At 41.4% G+C, this 17,902-nt stretch carries 18 protein-coding genes; 13 read left to right on the plus strand and 5 right to left on the minus strand.

The window, feature by feature from the left end; translation table 11 throughout:
* Positions 1–474: 474 nt before the first annotated feature.
* From QZT26_RS10700 to purF, 5 genes are all read right to left on the minus strand, one after another.
* Positions 475–1,005 (minus strand): hypothetical protein, encoded by a 531-nt coding sequence (locus tag QZT26_RS10700; RefSeq protein ID WP_157820656.1) that lies wholly within the window; start codon positions 1,003–1,005, stop codon positions 475–477.
* Positions 1,006–1,041: 36 nt separating this feature from the next.
* The gene (locus QZT26_RS10705) at positions 1,042–1,230 is read right to left on the minus strand and encodes a hypothetical protein (protein WP_157820655.1); all 189 of its coding nucleotides are present in this window, start codon (positions 1,228–1,230) and stop codon (positions 1,042–1,044) included.
* A gap of 155 nt (positions 1,231–1,385) precedes the next feature.
* On the minus strand, positions 1,386–1,601 hold the full coding sequence (locus tag QZT26_RS10710; protein ID WP_099326193.1) for a hypothetical protein: 216 nt from the start codon (positions 1,599–1,601) through the stop codon (positions 1,386–1,388).
* Positions 1,594–2,586, minus strand: a complete 993-nt coding sequence (locus QZT26_RS10715) for a radical SAM protein (protein WP_099326192.1) — start codon at positions 2,584–2,586, stop codon at positions 1,594–1,596. The genes QZT26_RS10710 and QZT26_RS10715 overlap by 8 nt, the downstream gene beginning before the upstream one ends.
* 24 nt (positions 2,587–2,610) lie before the next feature.
* Complete coding sequence (purF, locus tag QZT26_RS10720; protein ID WP_099326191.1) at positions 2,611–4,038, minus strand: amidophosphoribosyltransferase; 1,428 nt, start codon at positions 4,036–4,038, stop codon at positions 2,611–2,613.
* A gap of 414 nt (positions 4,039–4,452) precedes the next feature.
* Between purF and thiE the strand changes: the two genes are divergently transcribed.
* The 13 genes from thiE to QZT26_RS10785 all read left to right on the plus strand — a co-directional run.
* A complete protein-coding gene (thiE, locus tag QZT26_RS10725) occupies positions 4,453–5,139 on the plus strand; it encodes a thiamine phosphate synthase (protein ID WP_099326189.1) in 687 nt (228 codons plus the stop codon).
* 316 nt (positions 5,140–5,455) lie between these two features.
* Entirely contained in the window at positions 5,456–5,977 is a 522-nt protein-coding gene (locus tag QZT26_RS10730) for a hypothetical protein (protein WP_169703726.1), read from the plus strand.
* Positions 5,978–6,073: 96 nt separating this feature from the next.
* A complete protein-coding gene (locus tag QZT26_RS10735; RefSeq protein WP_295102061.1) occupies positions 6,074–6,754 on the plus strand; it encodes a CsgG/HfaB family protein in 681 nt (226 codons plus the stop codon).
* 595 nt (positions 6,755–7,349) lie between these two features.
* Positions 7,350–9,275: a flagellar hook-length control protein FliK gene (locus QZT26_RS10740; RefSeq protein ID WP_295102063.1), complete on the plus strand. Its 1,926-nt coding sequence runs from the start codon at positions 7,350–7,352 to the stop codon at positions 9,273–9,275.
* 11 nt (positions 9,276–9,286) lie between these two features.
* The gene (locus QZT26_RS10745) at positions 9,287–9,700 is read left to right on the plus strand and encodes a flagellar hook capping FlgD N-terminal domain-containing protein (RefSeq protein WP_099326184.1); all 414 of its coding nucleotides are present in this window, start codon (positions 9,287–9,289) and stop codon (positions 9,698–9,700) included.
* A gap of 321 nt (positions 9,701–10,021) precedes the next feature.
* Entirely contained in the window at positions 10,022–11,620 is a 1,599-nt protein-coding gene (locus tag QZT26_RS10750; protein ID WP_099326183.1) for a flagellar hook-basal body complex protein, read from the plus strand.
* 467 nt (positions 11,621–12,087) lie between these two features.
* A complete protein-coding gene (locus QZT26_RS10755; RefSeq protein ID WP_099326182.1) occupies positions 12,088–12,324 on the plus strand; it encodes an antitoxin AF2212-like protein in 237 nt (78 codons plus the stop codon).
* Positions 12,321–12,734 carry a type II toxin-antitoxin system VapC family toxin gene (locus tag QZT26_RS10760; protein WP_099326181.1) on the plus strand — a complete coding sequence of 138 codons (414 nt, stop codon included), beginning with the start codon at positions 12,321–12,323 and terminating at the stop codon, positions 12,732–12,734. Before QZT26_RS10755 ends, QZT26_RS10760 begins: the two co-directional genes overlap by 4 nt.
* Before the next feature lie 454 nt (positions 12,735–13,188).
* The gene (flgF, locus tag QZT26_RS10765) at positions 13,189–13,917 is read left to right on the plus strand and encodes a flagellar basal-body rod protein FlgF (RefSeq protein ID WP_295102067.1); all 729 of its coding nucleotides are present in this window, start codon (positions 13,189–13,191) and stop codon (positions 13,915–13,917) included.
* 20 nt (positions 13,918–13,937) lie between these two features.
* Positions 13,938–14,726, plus strand: a complete 789-nt coding sequence (gene flgG / locus QZT26_RS10770) for a flagellar basal-body rod protein FlgG (RefSeq protein ID WP_295102070.1) — start codon at positions 13,938–13,940, stop codon at positions 14,724–14,726.
* Between the two features lie 17 nt (positions 14,727–14,743).
* Positions 14,744–15,793, plus strand: a complete 1,050-nt coding sequence (flgA, locus tag QZT26_RS10775) for a flagellar basal body P-ring formation chaperone FlgA (protein ID WP_295102072.1) — start codon at positions 14,744–14,746, stop codon at positions 15,791–15,793.
* A 120-nt stretch (positions 15,794–15,913) separates the two neighbouring features.
* Entirely contained in the window at positions 15,914–16,534 is a 621-nt protein-coding gene (locus QZT26_RS10780) for a flagellar basal body L-ring protein FlgH (protein WP_295102075.1), read from the plus strand.
* A gap of 420 nt (positions 16,535–16,954) precedes the next feature.
* A partial coding sequence (locus tag QZT26_RS10785) for a flagellar basal body P-ring protein FlgI (RefSeq protein WP_295102078.1) occupies positions 16,955–17,902 on the plus strand: 948 nt, incomplete at its 3' end.

A 17,902-nucleotide genomic window follows, 5' to 3' on the forward strand; every position in this document is an offset into this window, starting at 1 on the left:
CAACGCCGAGCTTACGGTCTACGAGACGAAGAATATCTTCGACTCAAAATCTTGGCCTGCATGCTGCCTGATATCTAACACAAAGCAATTTTCGCTCATTTTTACCCACTCGATAGGGAGAAGACCCAAATTTCTTATCCAAGAAATCAATGGAACAAGCCACGCTAAAGCCCCCAATACAGCTAAAGAATCATAAAAATCCATCTTATTATGTGTACCCATACTGGTTTGGATGTATAGTTTGAAACTTATAAATACCCACCCGCCTTACAATTTTATTACGCATCAATTTCCAACTTTTAAATCAAAGCGACTCCCACAACAGTAATTAAATCTTTTCCACGTACTTCTTATAAAACCGAATTATCACATTTATATTTCTTTTACTCCTGACCAAGTAAATATTCACATCGTAAGAGTGAACTATCTCGTTTCTGAAAAGGATAAAGAATTTACAAATAACAAGTTATCTTCTTAAAACGAAATAATTGGAATATAGTCCAACCCTTTATCGACTAATACTTCAGATATATAATTGATTCGACTAGGAGGTGTATCATAAAGAATTATCCATGTTACCCATTCCCTTGAATAACCAGCACATTGACCAATACAACGATCCATTTCAGATTTGTTGGGATTATACTTTACTTCAAGGGCTAACACACCACCAATCAAAATATCTGGTTGCCCAATTAAAGTATTTGGTGTAAGTTCAATTTCAAAATCTGTATATTTAGTTAAATATTCAGCCAAAACATCACGGAAATCATCTTCATCTTCCATTTCATCTAAAATCTCTAATTCATTCAATAGCTCATTAATTTTGTAACATGCCTCATTCACAAAATCCGGGCTTTCACATTCGGCTCTACTTTTCTTACTTTCTGCAATCTTAGCAGATTTCCACCAGCTTCCAGCAAGCACTCCAATGACACCAGCAAGAATGAGTTTAGGGATGTGTGATTTATTGTCGTCACTCATATGATACTTTAAAAATTTCACTTATTGACATATTTCTCTTTATAAGAACTATTTTCACTAAACACAGACAAACAATTCCTGTTCAAAGCGCACAGGAACAGGGTTTGTCTGTGCCACCCAATTTTTCCAGTTAATCCAGTCAGGAATAATCATAGCTTTTTCAGGTCTTCCATGATTAATTCGTCCAATCCCTTGTGAAACCTCATATTGTCCTCGTAGGTAAACCGTGCCCAGTTTAAGAAGCAAATGTAAACTTCTTCATCTTTCTCATAGACAGGTTCACCATATTTCCCGATTTGATACAGTAGCAAAGGATTTTTTAAAGAACCGCCTGCCCGCCGATGATCATATAAGGGATCATATCCTGATCCAAACTCACAGCAATTCTTTCAATAAGTTCTTTAAACACTATTGCTCACTCGGGCAATTTTTATATCTACTTCCAGCCCATCCAGCGGGTCTTTCAAAGGGATTGCGTTGAGATAAACCGCCTCCTTATACATTCCTTCAAAGATTTCCATGTTTTTCTGATAGTCAGGTTTTTCTTTTTTAAGGCTTCGTTCAAACTGCTGGAGTAGTTTACTATTTTTAACCATATTCAATTTATCATTATCCAATTTGTTTCAGCCGCAATGCGTCACAATTGCCGCAAATATCATTCTGGTTTTTGCGAAAATACTGCATATTTTCACTATTCCAGATTTCGTCAATGTCTTCTTTTAAAATATTGCCGACTTCATGCCTGGGAAGGTCGCAGCATGGCGTAACCCTGCCGTCAATGTTAATATACAAGTAATCATATGGCTTAGGGCAATATTTATCAAACCGGTACATTGCCGGACGCATTTTTTTATAGAGGAAACGGAACAAAATATTGTCAAATGCGGTATAATTGTTGTCCACCTGTAATCCATATTCACTGGCTATTTGCTCCGATTTCTCATAAATTTCCAGTTCTTCTTTTAAGCCAGGCCTTTTAAAACCGCTTTTATCCATAGGCATATTTAACCGTATTAAATAAACACGGTCTGCGCCAATTTCTCCCGCCAAACGAACGGCATCCAAACACTGTTTCTCATCGTGCATGGTAATTTGTATGGTAACAACAGGAATGGGTTTTGTACCCCGCAGTTTAACAAGCGACTCTATATTCTTTTGCACTACCTTGCTGGACGGATGTCCCTCTTTTGCGCCAGATTCATCATCGATACTATCCAACGAAATGGTAAGTTTATCTAACCGTATTTCTATGAATTTTTCTGTATATTGCGCCAGCAATAAACCATTCGTCGTTAATCCGACTTTATGCCCTTTGTTTTTTGTATAGGCAATCATTTCCATTAATTGCGGATGCAACAAAGGTTCTCCCCAGCCGGTAAGCGTAACGTTATAACGGGAATCAATCCTGTCAATGATATGTTTAAAGAGGTCAAAAGGAATGTCTTTTTCCGGCAGGTTGAATGTCTCTCTCGGGCACATACCGCAGCTATAATTACAGCGGTTGGTAATTTCTATCTGAATACGTTCCGGTCGTTCCGGAAAGATATAAAATGTTCTGCCAAATATACCTTTTACCAGATAGAGGGGATTTATGAAATACATTTGCCTATAATCCAAGGGGGGAGTTTATTTAATTACACATCGGCTCAATCTTTCCGCTTCATCAACGGAAAAACTATCCGTTACATTATCCATTTCTTCATTAACGTTTGTTGGATAATCACTGGTGAAACAAGCGTTGCAGAAATTCTGCCTCGGCTGTGTGGTACAGCTCATCATTCCTTCCACGCTAAGATAACTCAGGCTCTCTACATTCAAAAATTTTCTTGTCTCTTCAACCGTTTTATTGGCTGCAATAAGTTCGCCTTTTTGCTGAAAATCAATTCCATAATAACAGGGATGCCTGTGGGGCGGACAACTAATCCTCGCGTGTATTTCCTTCGCACCTGCTTTTCTTAATAAACCAAACCTGGATTTCGAGGTAGTACCCCGCACAATCGAATCATCTATTACAATAACACGTTTCCCAGCCACTGTCTCTTTCAGCGGATTTAATTTCAGCTCGACAAAACGATGTCTCATATCTTGCTGAGGCAGGATGAAAGTCCTTCCAACATAATGGTTTCTGATAAAACCTCTGTCAAAAGGTATTGATGCGGCGTGCGAATATCCAATTGCTGCGGAATTTCCCCCTTCCGGCACGGAAATTACCACGTCAGCATCAACAGGCGACTCTTCCGTAAGCTTCGCGCCTAATTTCTTACGGAACAAATGGACGCTTTCCCCGTACACGCTGCTATCGGGTCGGGAAAAATACACCAATTCAAATATACAGAAGGCATGTTTTTTTTGATTACTATAAAATTCACTGCGAAGGCCGCCTTTACTTATAGAGACTATTTCCCCCGGCTGCACATCCCGAACGTATTCTGCGCCGATCTGGTCAAGGGCACATGTTTCAGAAGCAAAAACATATCCGTTATTAAGTTTTCCCAAAGAAAGCGGCCTGAAGCCATACGGATCACGTACTCCAATCATCTCATTTGGGGTTAAAATCAACAATGAAAATGCCCCTTTCAGTTGATTTAATACGCCTGGCAGCCCGCTTTGCCTTGAAACCGAAGGCTTCGCCATCAGGTGCACAATTACTTCAGTGTCAGAAGTTGTATGGAATATCGACCCATTTCCTTCAAACTCATCCCGCAGTTTTTTTGCATTAGTCAATTGTCCATTATGGGCAATTGCCACTTTCCCCCGATAATAATCCACCAGCATAGGCTGTGCATTTTCAATATTGCTCGAACCAAAAGTAGAATATCGCACATGCCCGATCGCAACGGGGTTTTTTAAGAATTTAAGCATACGAGCATCCAGGGCGTCACTGATCAACCCCATTCCTTTACGGCAAATGATATCTTTGCCATCCGTTGAGGCAATCCCGGCGCTTTCCTCCCCACGGTGCTGTAAAGAATATAACCCATAATACACCTTCTCAACAGCATCTTCACAGCCGTAAACACCAAACAAACCACAATGTTCTTTTATGTAACCCATTTATCTATAAGCCCGTTAAAATTGTTAAGTATTTTATAAAAATCCATTTACGATTTTAAATTTACGAATCCTCCCTTTGAGGGAGGGCATCTTACGATTCCTTTGAAATTCCATACACAAACCAGTATTATATAAAATATTGCTTAAAATGAGGAAAAAGAGAAAAACGCTGTTCTTTAATGCTGACATTTTTCCGTACAGGGCAGGAATTGTGGCATTGGAATATTATCCTCTGCACAATTTTTTTAACAATAATCAGTTGTTTTGTGTCATTAATATGCGTCAATTTGTTTTGAAGATTGTTCACTAAGAGATGCAAATAATTGAATTTTTCGGCAGGTTTGGTAACGAAAAGAAATTATATCAAACATACGTTTAGTGTCAATATTATAATTATGTCTCAGGAGCGGGTACATGAAGAATAGTACGATAAAATATAAAAAAAGATTTTCGGATGTCCTCCTGTATGTCATAATAAGCCCCACGCTGGTACGGAAAAACGGAGGAAACATCCTGCAGGAAGTTATCCGGGGTGGCGCAGATGCGGTACAACTCAGGGAAAAAACAATGCCAGACAATGAATTCCTTGCCATTGCAAAAGATTTCAGGGAAATAACCGGACAAACAAATACACTATTTATCATAAATGACCGGGCGAAAATCGCCGGAAAAGTAAATGCAGATGGATTACATATCGGGCAGACAGATATGAACATCAATAACGCACGCAAAATCATTGGAAATGACAAAATAATCGGACGCTCCACACACAACATATTCCAGGCACGCCTGGCAGAACAGGAAGGCGCTGACTATATTAGCGTTGGTCCCTTATTTTATACCGCCACAAAATCCCATGAGCCCCCCGTAGGCCTACGCTATTTGCAGCAGGTACGTCAGGAAATTTCTCTTCCTTTTGTAGTGATTGGCGGCATTACCGCCAACAACGCGGCTGAAATAATACAAGCGGGCGGAAACAGGATTGCTATTTGTTCTGCAATTATTTGCAGTGAAAATATAACGCAGGCAACACGCACCCTTAAAGACCTCTTAGTCAAAAATAATCCCTTTTCAGGACAGGAGAAAAAATTGCCTTTATAAAAAAACCGGAAAATATTTCACCATTGATGTTTTTTCCGCCGCCACGAAATGCAGGAATGAAGATTTCAATGCAAGGCTTGAATAATATCATAAGTGTCTATTTTTGAAACAATTAAAAAATATTTCCAACCAAATGCCACGGCAATACCCTGCCGGTACTATTTAAGGCATTCTATTTGCTTCACTATTTTGGTATTATTTTCCTCAGTGTAGGAGCCGAAGCATTTGCTATAAATTGTCATAAATGCGCTCCAGCCAAAACTGACAAATGCTTCGCCCCTACAGATAAGATTTTACATTAATTAAGGAATACACCATGCAGAAATTTTTATTTTTACTTTCTCTGTTATCTTTTATGCTCTTAACCTGCCTTGGTTGTGAAAGCATTATGAAATCTTCGCTTTCAACGGAACCACCGTCCCCTCCACCCAAAAGCAGTGGCTATCTTACAGAAGGGGCTACCGTAAAAATAGATACCGGCTACAAAACCAATAGACTCTCTATCCTGGAACAGCTTGATCAGGCAAACAAAAACCTTACAACGGAAAAAGAAAAGGTCGCTTCACTCGAAAAAGAAATAGCAGAGCAAAGGGAAATTCGCAAGATGCTTGAATACAAGATTGAAGAAAACGAGCGGCAATTGCAGTTTCTGGAAACACTTCAACAGGAAAATGAACAACTTAGAAAACAACTTGTGAACGCCCGGGCGCCTTATGAGGATAAAATTAAAGAACTGACCCTGGAATTAGCCAGGTCAAGGCTCGAGGAAACAAAAGCGAAACAAGAGCTTGTTGGCCTAAAAATAGAATTACTGGTGGATAAAAAGAAAAACCAGTAAATGACGTGTAAATCTCTTGAAAAATAGTGTAGGGTGGAGTGAACAGTCGGCAGTCGGCAGTCGGCAGTCAGCAGTCGGCAGTCAGCAGATTGCAGATTGGAGATTGCGGATTGTGAACAGCCACTATTTTTTATAACGCATCCGGAGGTGTTTGTGTATCGTAGAATCAGCGTAAGTATCATATTTTTAATCCTTCTTTCCGGTTGTATAAGCAGCCCTAAAATTACCCGGTATTCAGGATTGAGTTATAACAAATCCGAAGAATTAAGGGTAACCCATTTGCAACGGGTATTGCTTTTGCCCTTTGAATACACCATCGACCGGGAAGCCGTTATCGATGAAATTGCAGAGGCATTTTCTGTAGAGCTGAGGAAAATAGGCAGGTTTGAAGTTGTTGTGCTTGAAGGAAAGGCAAAAATGTTATCGGAAAATAAGATATGGGATAAAGGGTCTATCAACCTCAACACTGTATTGCAATTAAGGAAAAAATACGACGTTGACGCCATTGTTTTTGGCGCCATTACTCACTATCGTCCCTATGAACCAATGCTGCTTGGTGTTAAAGCAGGAATGGTTTCCACCGATACCGGCACAGTTCTATGGAGCGCGGACGGTGTATATGACAGCAACGAAAATGAAGTCGCAGAACTGGTAAAATATTACTTTGAAAGCACCCACCAAAAAAGCGCTCTCTACGGCTGGAAGCTTATCCTGCTTTCCATGAGACGTTATTCTCAGTTTGTCGCCAACCAGATTACAAAGACGCTATTATATTAAAACAGAGACAACGCATGTGTTGTCTCTACATATCAAATTCCCACCTTTTCAATCTGTGCAATCTGCGAAATCTGTGGTTTCCGCTTTTTCATCATCGTAAATCGTAAACGGAAAGAATTACCTGCTCATAGGAAAAAAAGCCCCCTTGTTTCCTCCTCGTTTTCCCTAATCCACAAAATAGTCCTAAAATTTTTCATGTAATTTTATATCTCCGGACAAAATATTTTATTACCTGAAAAATACCATTAAACCCGCGATTTGTACTCAGGGGTGTTTCCTCCGGACAGTCATAGTATCAGGGGTTGCAGGAATAAACCACCGCCAACATGGGAAAGGCGTCTTAAGGCTTATAGCGCTTTTTTCTCTATCAAAAAGAACTGAGTATGAAAGGATAAAAACCGTGCATCCCCCCGCTCTTTTCCCTGAAAAATAATCATGGCATTATTCTTGCTCATGTTCACATACAGGAATTTCAAACTGTTCATGCAGTTGCAAGGCGTGCCTTGCCACTACAAAGAAAAATGATTTTTCCGTGTATTCCGTGTGTTCCGTGGTTGTAGCACTATACTCATTTTAACCAAAAAGGGAAGAAAACATGTCTGCAATACTCGAACTTTTTAACAGCGGCTATTCCTCGCCAAAGATGCTCAATGAAGCACGGCAAGACGCAAACAATGCCAACATCAGCGCTAATGGTTCAAATACTGGTTTCGCCGATAATGAAGTAGAAGACCTTGCAGAACCGTTTGAAGAATTTCTTACACACCACACTTCCCCATCCGCAAAAAAGCCAGAGGGGAAAAGTGCAAAAAACGCCCTTGAAACCCTTTCAAAAACAATTACTGAAAAAATCGCTGAAGGCGAAGAACCGGAAGGCGACACGATTTTTGCAAACATGTTAAATCCAGATGCTCTGGCAAATACAATAATCAACGTACTTCAGGGAAATGCAAACACTGCGGAATCCGAAAAACTTTATAATTTTTTTAATACACTTACCGCAGAAAAGGCATTGTTTTCTGATACTGATAAAGGGGAAATACTTGCCGCATTGAAACAGTTATTAAACGCACTGAAATCCCCCCCCTATCCCCCCCAAAGGGAGGGGATTAAGTTGCTCAACACCTTAACGTCATTCTTTCAAACAAACCCCTCAAAGAACGATGGCGTTTCTTTGCAATCAGGTGTATTTGCAGAAAGGCATCTCCCTGCTTTTGCCGGAGAGAGTATCTCTTTGCATCCAAATATACTTGCGGATAACGAAGGAAATACAAAAAAACACCTCCCGGGTGGTGATACACGTTCAACCCTTTTAGAATCATTCATTTTTAATGCCAATACTAAGGGAATGGCCTCATCAGGGAATTCCTCGATAACAAATATGCCGCCTGCTGCCGGCGAAGGTGTTGTTTCGCAGTTGAATGGATTGTTCAACAATTATGAGGGGAATATTACCGTATCAGAGATTTCTCTCACGGATTCAAAAACAAGAGAGGCACACAATGCGCTAAAATCCCTCCTGCAAACAATGGTAAACGAAGGCAGGAATAGTGCATTCTCGTTTAACACCCCTATGGACGCCGGTATTTCCATGCAGGAGTTTGCAGGATTAACTATGAACAGGGCGTCAAAAACCGCTGAAACACTGAAGACATTTTTGCAGCATACCACAGGGGAAATCAATGGATTCGCACATAAAATAACAAACGACCCTAATAATTCCGCGGGAAAGAATGAGGCGAAGGATGCCGGTACAAAAGAACAGGCCGCTTCCCCTCTCAACACATCTTCCGGTTCCGGCTCATTCCTGAGAAATGAGGAGGGGAATTCACCAGGCAATCCTTCACAACAAGGGAAGGATACGTTTGCTTTTGCCTCCAATAATAATCAACATGAAAGGACGCCGGTAAATAACGTACCGTTAAACAACCCTGATTTCCGGCAAAATATATCAGAACCCCTCACTGGTTCAGCAACTACGATATTGTCTTCCGCTGAAAATCAAAAGAACGTTGCGCCTCCTTTGTTCCAGGGCAATACCCCTACCGGTACAAACACCCTGCAAAACAACGTAATGGAACAACTATTGGAAAATATCAAGACGTTACGCAACGGCAATACGTCTGAAATCAAACTACAACTAACCCCCCCCGCGCTGGGTACGGTAAAACTTCATTTCACCGAGGAAAATGATGAGGTCAGGGCAAAGATATATGTGGAAAATGCGGAGGTAAAGGCGGCAATACAAAACAATATCCATCGCCTGAAGGAATCAATCGCCACAAATGGCGTTGAGATACATAGGGTAGAAGTGTATGTACAAAATGAAAGCAAAAACAACCACGAACGGCAATCCCAGGCATATTTTGCCGAAGGCGATTCACCGCGCCGGGACGGGGCCAGAGACGGCAGCCATAAAGAAGAAAACCTTACAGGAGAAAATGAAAATAGTCATAAAGTGCTATCAATTAAAAATAAAATCGCAGCATCATCAAATTTAACAATAGATTACATTTTTTAAGGAGATTACCTATGAGTACTACTAGTACCACAAGTTTAGGCTCTGAAATCACAACGGATAGCTTTCTTACGCTTTTTACCACGCAGATGCGCTATCAGGACCCCTTAGACCCACAGGACAATTCAGAATTTCTGTCACAGTTGGCGCAATTCACCACGCTGGAGCAGACATCGCAGCAAACGGAATACCTTGCTGACCTGTCATCGCTTGATACCGCTTCACTGCAACTGGATCAAATCGGGATCGCTTCCGGATTCATCGGCAAAACCATTACCTACAGCGATGACGATGGAGAAGGAGAATATAGCGGAGTGGTGGAAGGGGTAAAGCTGGAAGAAGACGGAACGGTATCGTTTGTCATAGACGGCGAATCCGTTTCCATATCGAATTTTATACAAGTGGAAAGCACCGCCGCCACCGTATAAGGAGAAACCGAAACTGATTCGGGCGACGGGATATCATCCATAGGCGCGGAGTCAAAATGGAAGATATAAAGAAACCACAGATTGCTTGGCGCGGCCTTTGGCCGCAACCAAATTCGAAATACGAATGTCGAAATATGAAACAAGTTCAAATGACAAAAAACCCAATACTCCAAACTTTACGTAAGCCTCATCTAATCAATGTCTTACGGTTGTGTAGTTTGAAAAACTAGCATAAAAAACAAGAAGTTGATGGATAGTAGTATAGATTACACAGATAAAAAAATCGTAAATCGTAAATCTAAAAATGAAAGGAGGCACACAATGGGCTTAGGAGGAGCATTATACGCGGGTGTAACGGGTATCCGTTCGCACCAGAGCTGGCTGGATGTTATCGGAAATAACCTGTCCAATATTAATACTTACGGGTATAAATCATCCCGGTTGCTGTTTTCCGACCTGATCAGCCAGGATAAAGGGAGCGGCGGGGTTAATCCTATGCAGATCGGCATGGGCGTGAAGGTCGGAAGCATTTCTTCCCTATTTAGCCAGGGAACCCTTGAGGCAACGAACAATGAATTCGATTTTGCCATTCAGGGTGATGGGTTCTTTGTATTGAACGGCGGCAATAAAAACTTCTTTTCCCGGGTCGGGACGTTTGCCACAGACGCCAGTAACCAGCTCGTTGACTCAACCACCGGTTATCAGATATTAGATTCATCCGGTAAAACCATTACCATTCCTTACGGTTCGTCAGTTTCAGCGACAAAAACATCAACGATGACCCTGACCGGTACCCTGGAATCAACACCGTCTAGTTCTTCGGGTGAGGTATTGATATTGTCCAGCGCCCTTACTAGTAGCAGCGTAGCTGCAACCGGAGCAACCACATTAAACGCCTTGGATACCAATACGACAGATTACACCTCTGGAACAGATATAATCACTATCTCTTACACAGAACCTGATGGTACTTCGGGTTCTGTAGATTTTACTTATGGTGCAGCAAACGACGGCACCACGGTAGACGATTTGCTGGCATATATAAATACAAATGCTTTTGGTGATACCACCGGAACGGCGGGTGATGGATCTGCATTTGCCACTCTTTCTTCCAGTGGAAAAATTATTGTAACATCAACCACCGCTGGCGAAGATGAACTCTCTCTTTCGATATCAGATAGCAGCACTGCTACCGGCACATGGACAAATTACAGTTTAAAGGCTTCAACTTATACGACCTCCACAACCATTTATGACTCACAGGGAACAGGACATAACGTAACGCTTTCCTTTATTAAGAAAAATGATGGAGAATGGGATATGCGCGCAAGTATGCCAAGCGCTGACGGCACAATTACCACCGATACCATAAGCGCAATTACTTTTAATGATGACGGTAGCCTTAAATCATCAGGGGATACAACCCTTACCTTTAAATTTGATGGAATAACCACTTCACAAACTGTGAAGTTTAAACTTGGAACATTCGGAAAAACTGACGGTATTTACCAGAGCGGCAAAGGTTCTTCGGTTACCGCATCAGAGCAGGACGGTTCCGAATCGGGTAGTTTCAGCAGTTTTTCGGTGAATACTGACGGCACTTTGTCCGCATTATATTCAAACGGAACATCGAGCAAAATTGCCCAGTTACAACTCGCCACCTTTGGCAATGTACAGGGACTAAGAAGGTCTGGAGACAATTTATATGAACAAACAGACTCCTCCGGAGAACCGCTTTACACAGTCGGAGGTACGGGAAGCGCCGGAGATATATACAATGGATATTTAGAGGCGTCCAATGTGGACATGACGTCGGAACTAACGTCGCTCATCATGGCGCAAAGAGGTTTCCAGCTTAACTCACGTGTTATCAGCACCGCAGACGAGGTACTCGCGGAAGCCGTTAACCTCAAGAGGTAATTTCCAGCCTTTTCGATAATAATTTGGAGCTCCTCTCTCTTTTTCACTTGCCCACAGAGAGAGGAGTTCTCCAAATTAACATTTCCCAATATCCGCTCAATAAATAGAAGAAAACACGTGTCAAGGTAAGCATCTATCAGGTTTATACGGGGAATGTAAATGTATTACCCTTATTTATTGAGCCGATACTGGAAATTGTCATTTGTAGTGCGACGAACCTCGCCGCAATACATGAATTTAGTGGGCTTAGCCATGTAAGGCAGGCAATGCCATGCCCTACCCGACTGGCTATGCCAGCTTAGGGAAAGCAGGGATAACTCAATAACCCTTTTAAAAAATTAAGATGATTTCAAATCCAATTACTTATATCATTATTGATGCGATAAGCGATAATCACAAAAAATACTATAGAGAAATAAATATAATATTCCAGAACAATTATTTTACATTTAAAAAGAGGACTAAAGATGGGAAAAACAATTAAAGCCAGATTTTCCAGGGGAATAATTGAGCCTATGGAGAAAATAGACATTGCGGAAGGAAAGGAAATTACTATAACCATAATCGAAATTCCTTCTGGGAAAGAAGAAGATGCCTTTGAAAAATCCGCGGGAAGTTGGAAAGGAACCATTGATGCAGAAAAATTAATGAAGGATATTTATGCGGATCGCCTTGTATCCACCAGAAATGAACCAAAATTATGACACCCTCATATCTTATCGATACCGACTGGATTATTCATTATCTCAATGGACAAGAAGAGATAGTTAAACGGCTTGTGGCTCTTAGAAAAGAAGGACTGGCCATTAGCGTTATCTCTTTAGCAGAATTATACGAAGGTGTTTATTATTCAACGAATCCTAAAGGAGATAAAAAAGCTTTAGACGATTTTCTAACCGGAGTCTTGATCCTGGGACTTGAAGATGAAATATGTAAAATCTTCGGAAAAGAGCGGGGAAAACTGAGAAAACTTAAAATAGTAATAGGTGACTTCGACCTTTTAATAGCTGCAACTTGCCTTTGTTATAATTTAACCCTTCTCACCAACAATATAAAGCATTTTAAAATTGTGGAAAAGTTGAATATCATTTCCATAAACAAACCTCATAAATAAACGGAATAGAAATACTTTAGCTTTTTGAATACCGCGAATGGTTAATGTTGGGTTTAGCTGTACTCCTCCACCGCCTCTCTGCATAACCATTCAACCACTACCGTTACTCCCATCCCAACCGTGCTAAACCATTAACCATAAATTATGAGCCATGAGCCATGAGCCATTAGCCATTAGCCTTTTCCCTGTAAGTTTTTTCAACAATACCCTCTCACACCAGGAAAATTTATTCACCCCAGACAGGAAATAATTGCCCCCTTCTTTCACAGCATATTGAAAATGTATTATTCCATACCCGGTGCAACGATATTGTAACCATTTGCAAATACACCCCTTAAGCGCACATATCATGCATCATTTTATTTATTCCTGCATTTGGTATTGGGATTGCTACCTTAATGCAGCAACAGAGTTTTTTAATCCTTTTTTTTTGCAACCATGGAGGATAGATAGAATGATTAGCGGCTTATACACCGGAGCAACGAATATGATGGGACAGGGGGAATACCAGGCCGTTATTGCCCGGAATCTGGCAAATGTAAATACCGTCGGATACAAAAAGAATATTGCCGTATTTGAGTCTTTCGTTGCCGGTGCAAAAAACCAGACAAAAGAGGCTTCAGAAGGGACGGGCAGTACTTTAGGAAAAGTGGCGACCGATTTTTCACCAGGGGTGATGCAATTCACCGGCAATGAACTTGACCTTGCAATAAAGGGCGACGGTTTTTTTGAAGTTCAAACCAAAGCAGGGATCGCTTATACCAGAAGCGGACAATTTATGCTTTCCCGCGACAGGACAGTGGTAACCCCTGAAGGTTGGCCGTTGATGAGCAGTGGGGGCCCTATTCAAATACCGGCGAAAGCACAATCATTTACCTTTAAAACAGACGGCTCTGTTTCCGTCGACGGCAAAACGATAAGCAAACTCAATATCGTTAATTTTTTGAACCCTGACGGTCTTAAATCAATCGGTGGAAGCGCTTATATCGCATCGGATAAAGCAAACCCTACCACCGCAAATGGAACGGTTGAGATTGCACAGGGTTATCTGGAAAAATCAAATGTAAACGTTATCGATGAAATGGTAAATATGATTGCCAATATGAGAAGCTTTCAATCCGGCAATAAATCAACTGACTCCATAAACGATTCTTTGAAAAAACTTATCGGACTTGTCTCATAAAAATCTAAGGAGAATATAAAATGTTACGAGCGCTCTACACAGCAGCAACAGGTATGAAGGCACAACAGCTTTTTCTGGACAATGTTTCAAACAACTTATCAAATATTAATACCACAGGGTTTAAAAGGAGCCAGGTCAACTTTCAGGACCTCCTTTACAGCAAACGGTATATAGCGGGTTCTGAGTCTGCGCAGGGTTTCGAGATCCCGGCAGGTATTCAGCTTGGCGGCGGTGTGAGAACAATTTCCATTTCCAAGGTGTTTTCCCAGGGTAATCACGTAAACACCGAGAGAGATTTAGACCTCGCTATCCAGGGGAAAGGGTTTTTCCAAATCCAGCAGGCCGACGGCAGTATTGCATACACTAGAGACGGTTCATTTGAATTAAACAGCAAAGGGGAAGTCGTTACAGCAGACGGATTGCCATTATCGCCCTCTATTACGATTACTGACGCAACGGAAATTTCTATTGGAACCGATGGAACGGTCTATGTGAAAGGGTCAGACCCCAGCGGGACGCTTCAGAACGTCGGGCAAATCATGCTGGCGGCGTTCCCAAATTCTGCCGGACTAGACAGTCTGGGCAAGAATCTCTATCTTGAAACTATGGCATCGGGTTCCCCTATTGTAGCGGTACCGGGAGAACAGGGAACAGGAGAGATTTATCAGGGATTCCTTGAAAATTCCAATGTTGAAACCGTTACTGAACTCGTAAGCCTTATCACTGCACAGCGTGCTTACGAAATTAACTCCAGGGCAATATCTGCAAGCGATGAAATGTTATCCACCATTAACAGTATGGCCAGGTAAAGAATGAGGAACGAAGAATGAGAGACAAAAGACAACGGACGACGTACGATGGACGAGGGATAATTCCCCTCCCTCTGGTGGGGGTTAGGGGGGGGATATTCATAATATTCATAATATTCATAATGTTTGCAATCGTTTCTGTATCCTTTGGACAACAGATTACGGTCGAGTTGAAAGAATCCGTATCACTGCCCGAAAAGGAAGTTACACTTGGCGATATTGCAGACCTGTCATGCAGTGACGCATACCTTTTAAACAAACTGCATAACGTATTTATCGGAAACACCCCGTTGCCTGGCAATGTCAGAAAAATAGAAAAGAATATTATCGCTTCACGTATGCTGGACGCAGGAATAAACCCCAATGAAGTCTCGTTTGGCAGGAATGATTTTACCATGATATCCGTAGAATCATTCACCATTACCGGCGACGAGATTTTACAAACCGCGAAAGAGTTTGTCATCTCAAAGCTTGCATACTCTGAGAGAAACGAAGAAATCGTTGTAGAAGCCGAAAGGCCTCCAAACGATATAATGCTGCCACTGGGCGGAGGAATTATGCGCATAGAGGTTTCACAGGTAAATGCAAACAAAAGCAGCGGCAGGGTTCAGGTAGTGGTACGAATTTATCTTGATGAGAAACAATATTATAAAATACCAATGTATTTTACTATACGGCGTTATGAAGAAATCGTAGTCGCCAACAGGAAAATTAATAGAAACGATATTTTAACCGCTAAGGATATTTGTATAAAACGTATCGAAACAACAAGCATGCCAGGGTTTACTACCATTGACAGTGTAGAACCTCTTTTGGGGAAACGTGTCTTATATACCATTCCTCCCGGCAAACCCCTTACGCAAAACATGGTAGATGATCCCGCAGTGATAAAAAAGGGCGAACTCGTCAAGATTCTTGTAAAAATCGGCAATCTTAGTATTCTCACAAAGGGAGTTGCGAAAGAAGACGGTTACAAAGGACGGGCGATTAAGGTTATGAATTTAGATACGAAAAAGGAATTATACGGCGAAGTGAAGGATGATTGTACCGTGAAGATAATCCTTTAGTAGGGGCGAATAATTATTCGCCCCTACGGCAATTGGCAAATTGCAGATTGAGGGCTGAGGGCTGTTTTTAACAATTGGTCAAAATATTTTAAATCAGAACAACCACTGGCGGAGTCTCTTATGAAAAAGAAAACTATTCCCTATCTTATTGCGTGTTTCACTTGTATTGCACTCGTAACCGATGCTATGGGAGAATCTCTCTGGCAAAAACGCATTACGTTAAATACAAACCTTTATAATGACAACAGGGCAATGCGTATCGGCGACATTGTGACGGTCATGATAAATGAGTCAACGGCAATTACCGGAAAAGAAGATTCCAGCGCAGACCAAAGCACAAGCCATAACATAAATGTGGACGCTTCAGATTTTTCCAAGAAATTAGGGGCATTGCAAGACTATTTACCCAATGTAAAATCACAAACTGAGCACACTTTTGGCGGTACGGGGCAATACGACAGCAGCCGCAGCCTTCAATTGGAAATCACCGCTGTGGTAACGGAAATATTATCAAATGGGAATCTTATTATTGAAGGGAACAGAGAGGTGGATATTAATAAGGAAAAATACAATATAAAGGTATCAGGGATCATACGGCCAATCGATGTAAGTGTGGATAATGTAATTCAATCAAGCTCGATTGCAAATGCCAGTATAAGCCTTGAAGGCAAAGGTTTTTTGACAAATGCCGCCAAACGGGGCTGGTTTTATCGCCTGAAGGAATTTGTATCGCCATTTTAAGCTAGTTACGAAGCACGATTTAAAATCCTAAATTAATAAAAAAAGCCACAGATTATACGTAACACTTTAGTTTTTTGAAAAATGTATTACCTATAAGCTCCGTAGGAGCAGCCTGTTTGTAGCAAAATAGAATATTATAACAGATCGTAGAGACAGGTTTGAAACCTGTCTCTGCAATTAGGAGCGACCTGTCTCTTGTAAATCCATATTAAACAGGTCTGCCTGAATACGGACAGGCCGCTCCTACGGAGCTATTTACCTTATTGAATTTTATTGCGCTACAAACAGACCGCCCCTGACGGGGCTACATGGTATTTTTTCTATAACGGGAATTTTTCAAAAAACTAAAGTGTTACGATTATACAGATTTAATAAAACACAGAAAGACAAATTATCCATTAACAACTTACGGTGAATGCTATGGGAAAAAAACAGTTTACAATAAGGTTTATGTTGAAGTGTGTTATAACGTCTTTTATTATCGCAGGCACAACACTGATAAGCCTCTTTGTACATCACGTACAGGCCGCAGTCAGAATTAAAGATATTGCGTATGTTCAGGGCGTGCGTGAAAACCAGCTTTACGGATATGGCATAGTTATCGGACTTCAGGGAACAGGCGATAACAGTCAAATCTTTAAACTTACCAGCCAAATGGCAGTAAATATATTTGAAAAACTGGGGGTGCTAATGGATGAAAAAGACTTCTTTTCCAAAAACACCGCGGTGGTCATGGTCACCACGAATATCCCTGCATTTGCAAGGCCGGGCGATAAGCTGGACATAACGCTTTCTTCCATTGGTGACTGTAAAAGTCTGGAAGGCGGCGTGCTGCTTCAGACCGCATTGCAGGGCGCTGATAATGAAGTGTATGCCGTAGCTCAGGGCGCGCTTACCGTAGGCGGTTACAGCATCAAAGGCGATGCACAGTCTGTCAGGAAAAACATATCCACTACCGCCCATATTTCAAACGGAGCGATCGTTGAAAAGGAGATTCACACCACCTTTTTGAAGGGGCAGGCACTGAATATTGTGCTGAGAGACCCTGATTTCACCACCTCCACAAGGGTAACAGAGCTTATTAATAATATTTATCCAAATTCTTCAGTTGCGGTTGATGCGGCGGTTATCAATATAAGACCTCCGCAGGGGTTTCAGTCCGATGAGACTATAGTAAAATTTATCTCTACCCTGGAAGAACTTTACATTAAAACCGACAGCGTCGCTAAGATAATTATTAATGAACGCACCGGCACCATTGTTGCAGACCAGCATGTAAGAATATCCACGGTTGCAGTTGCCCATGGAAACCTCAGTATAACGATCAAGGAAGAAAAGGAGGTTTCACAGCCAAATATGCTGGGTGCA

The organism is uncultured Candidatus Kuenenia sp., assembly GCF_900696675.1.
Taxonomy (GTDB): domain Bacteria; phylum Planctomycetota; class Brocadiia; order Brocadiales; family Brocadiaceae; genus Kuenenia; species Kuenenia stuttgartiensis_A.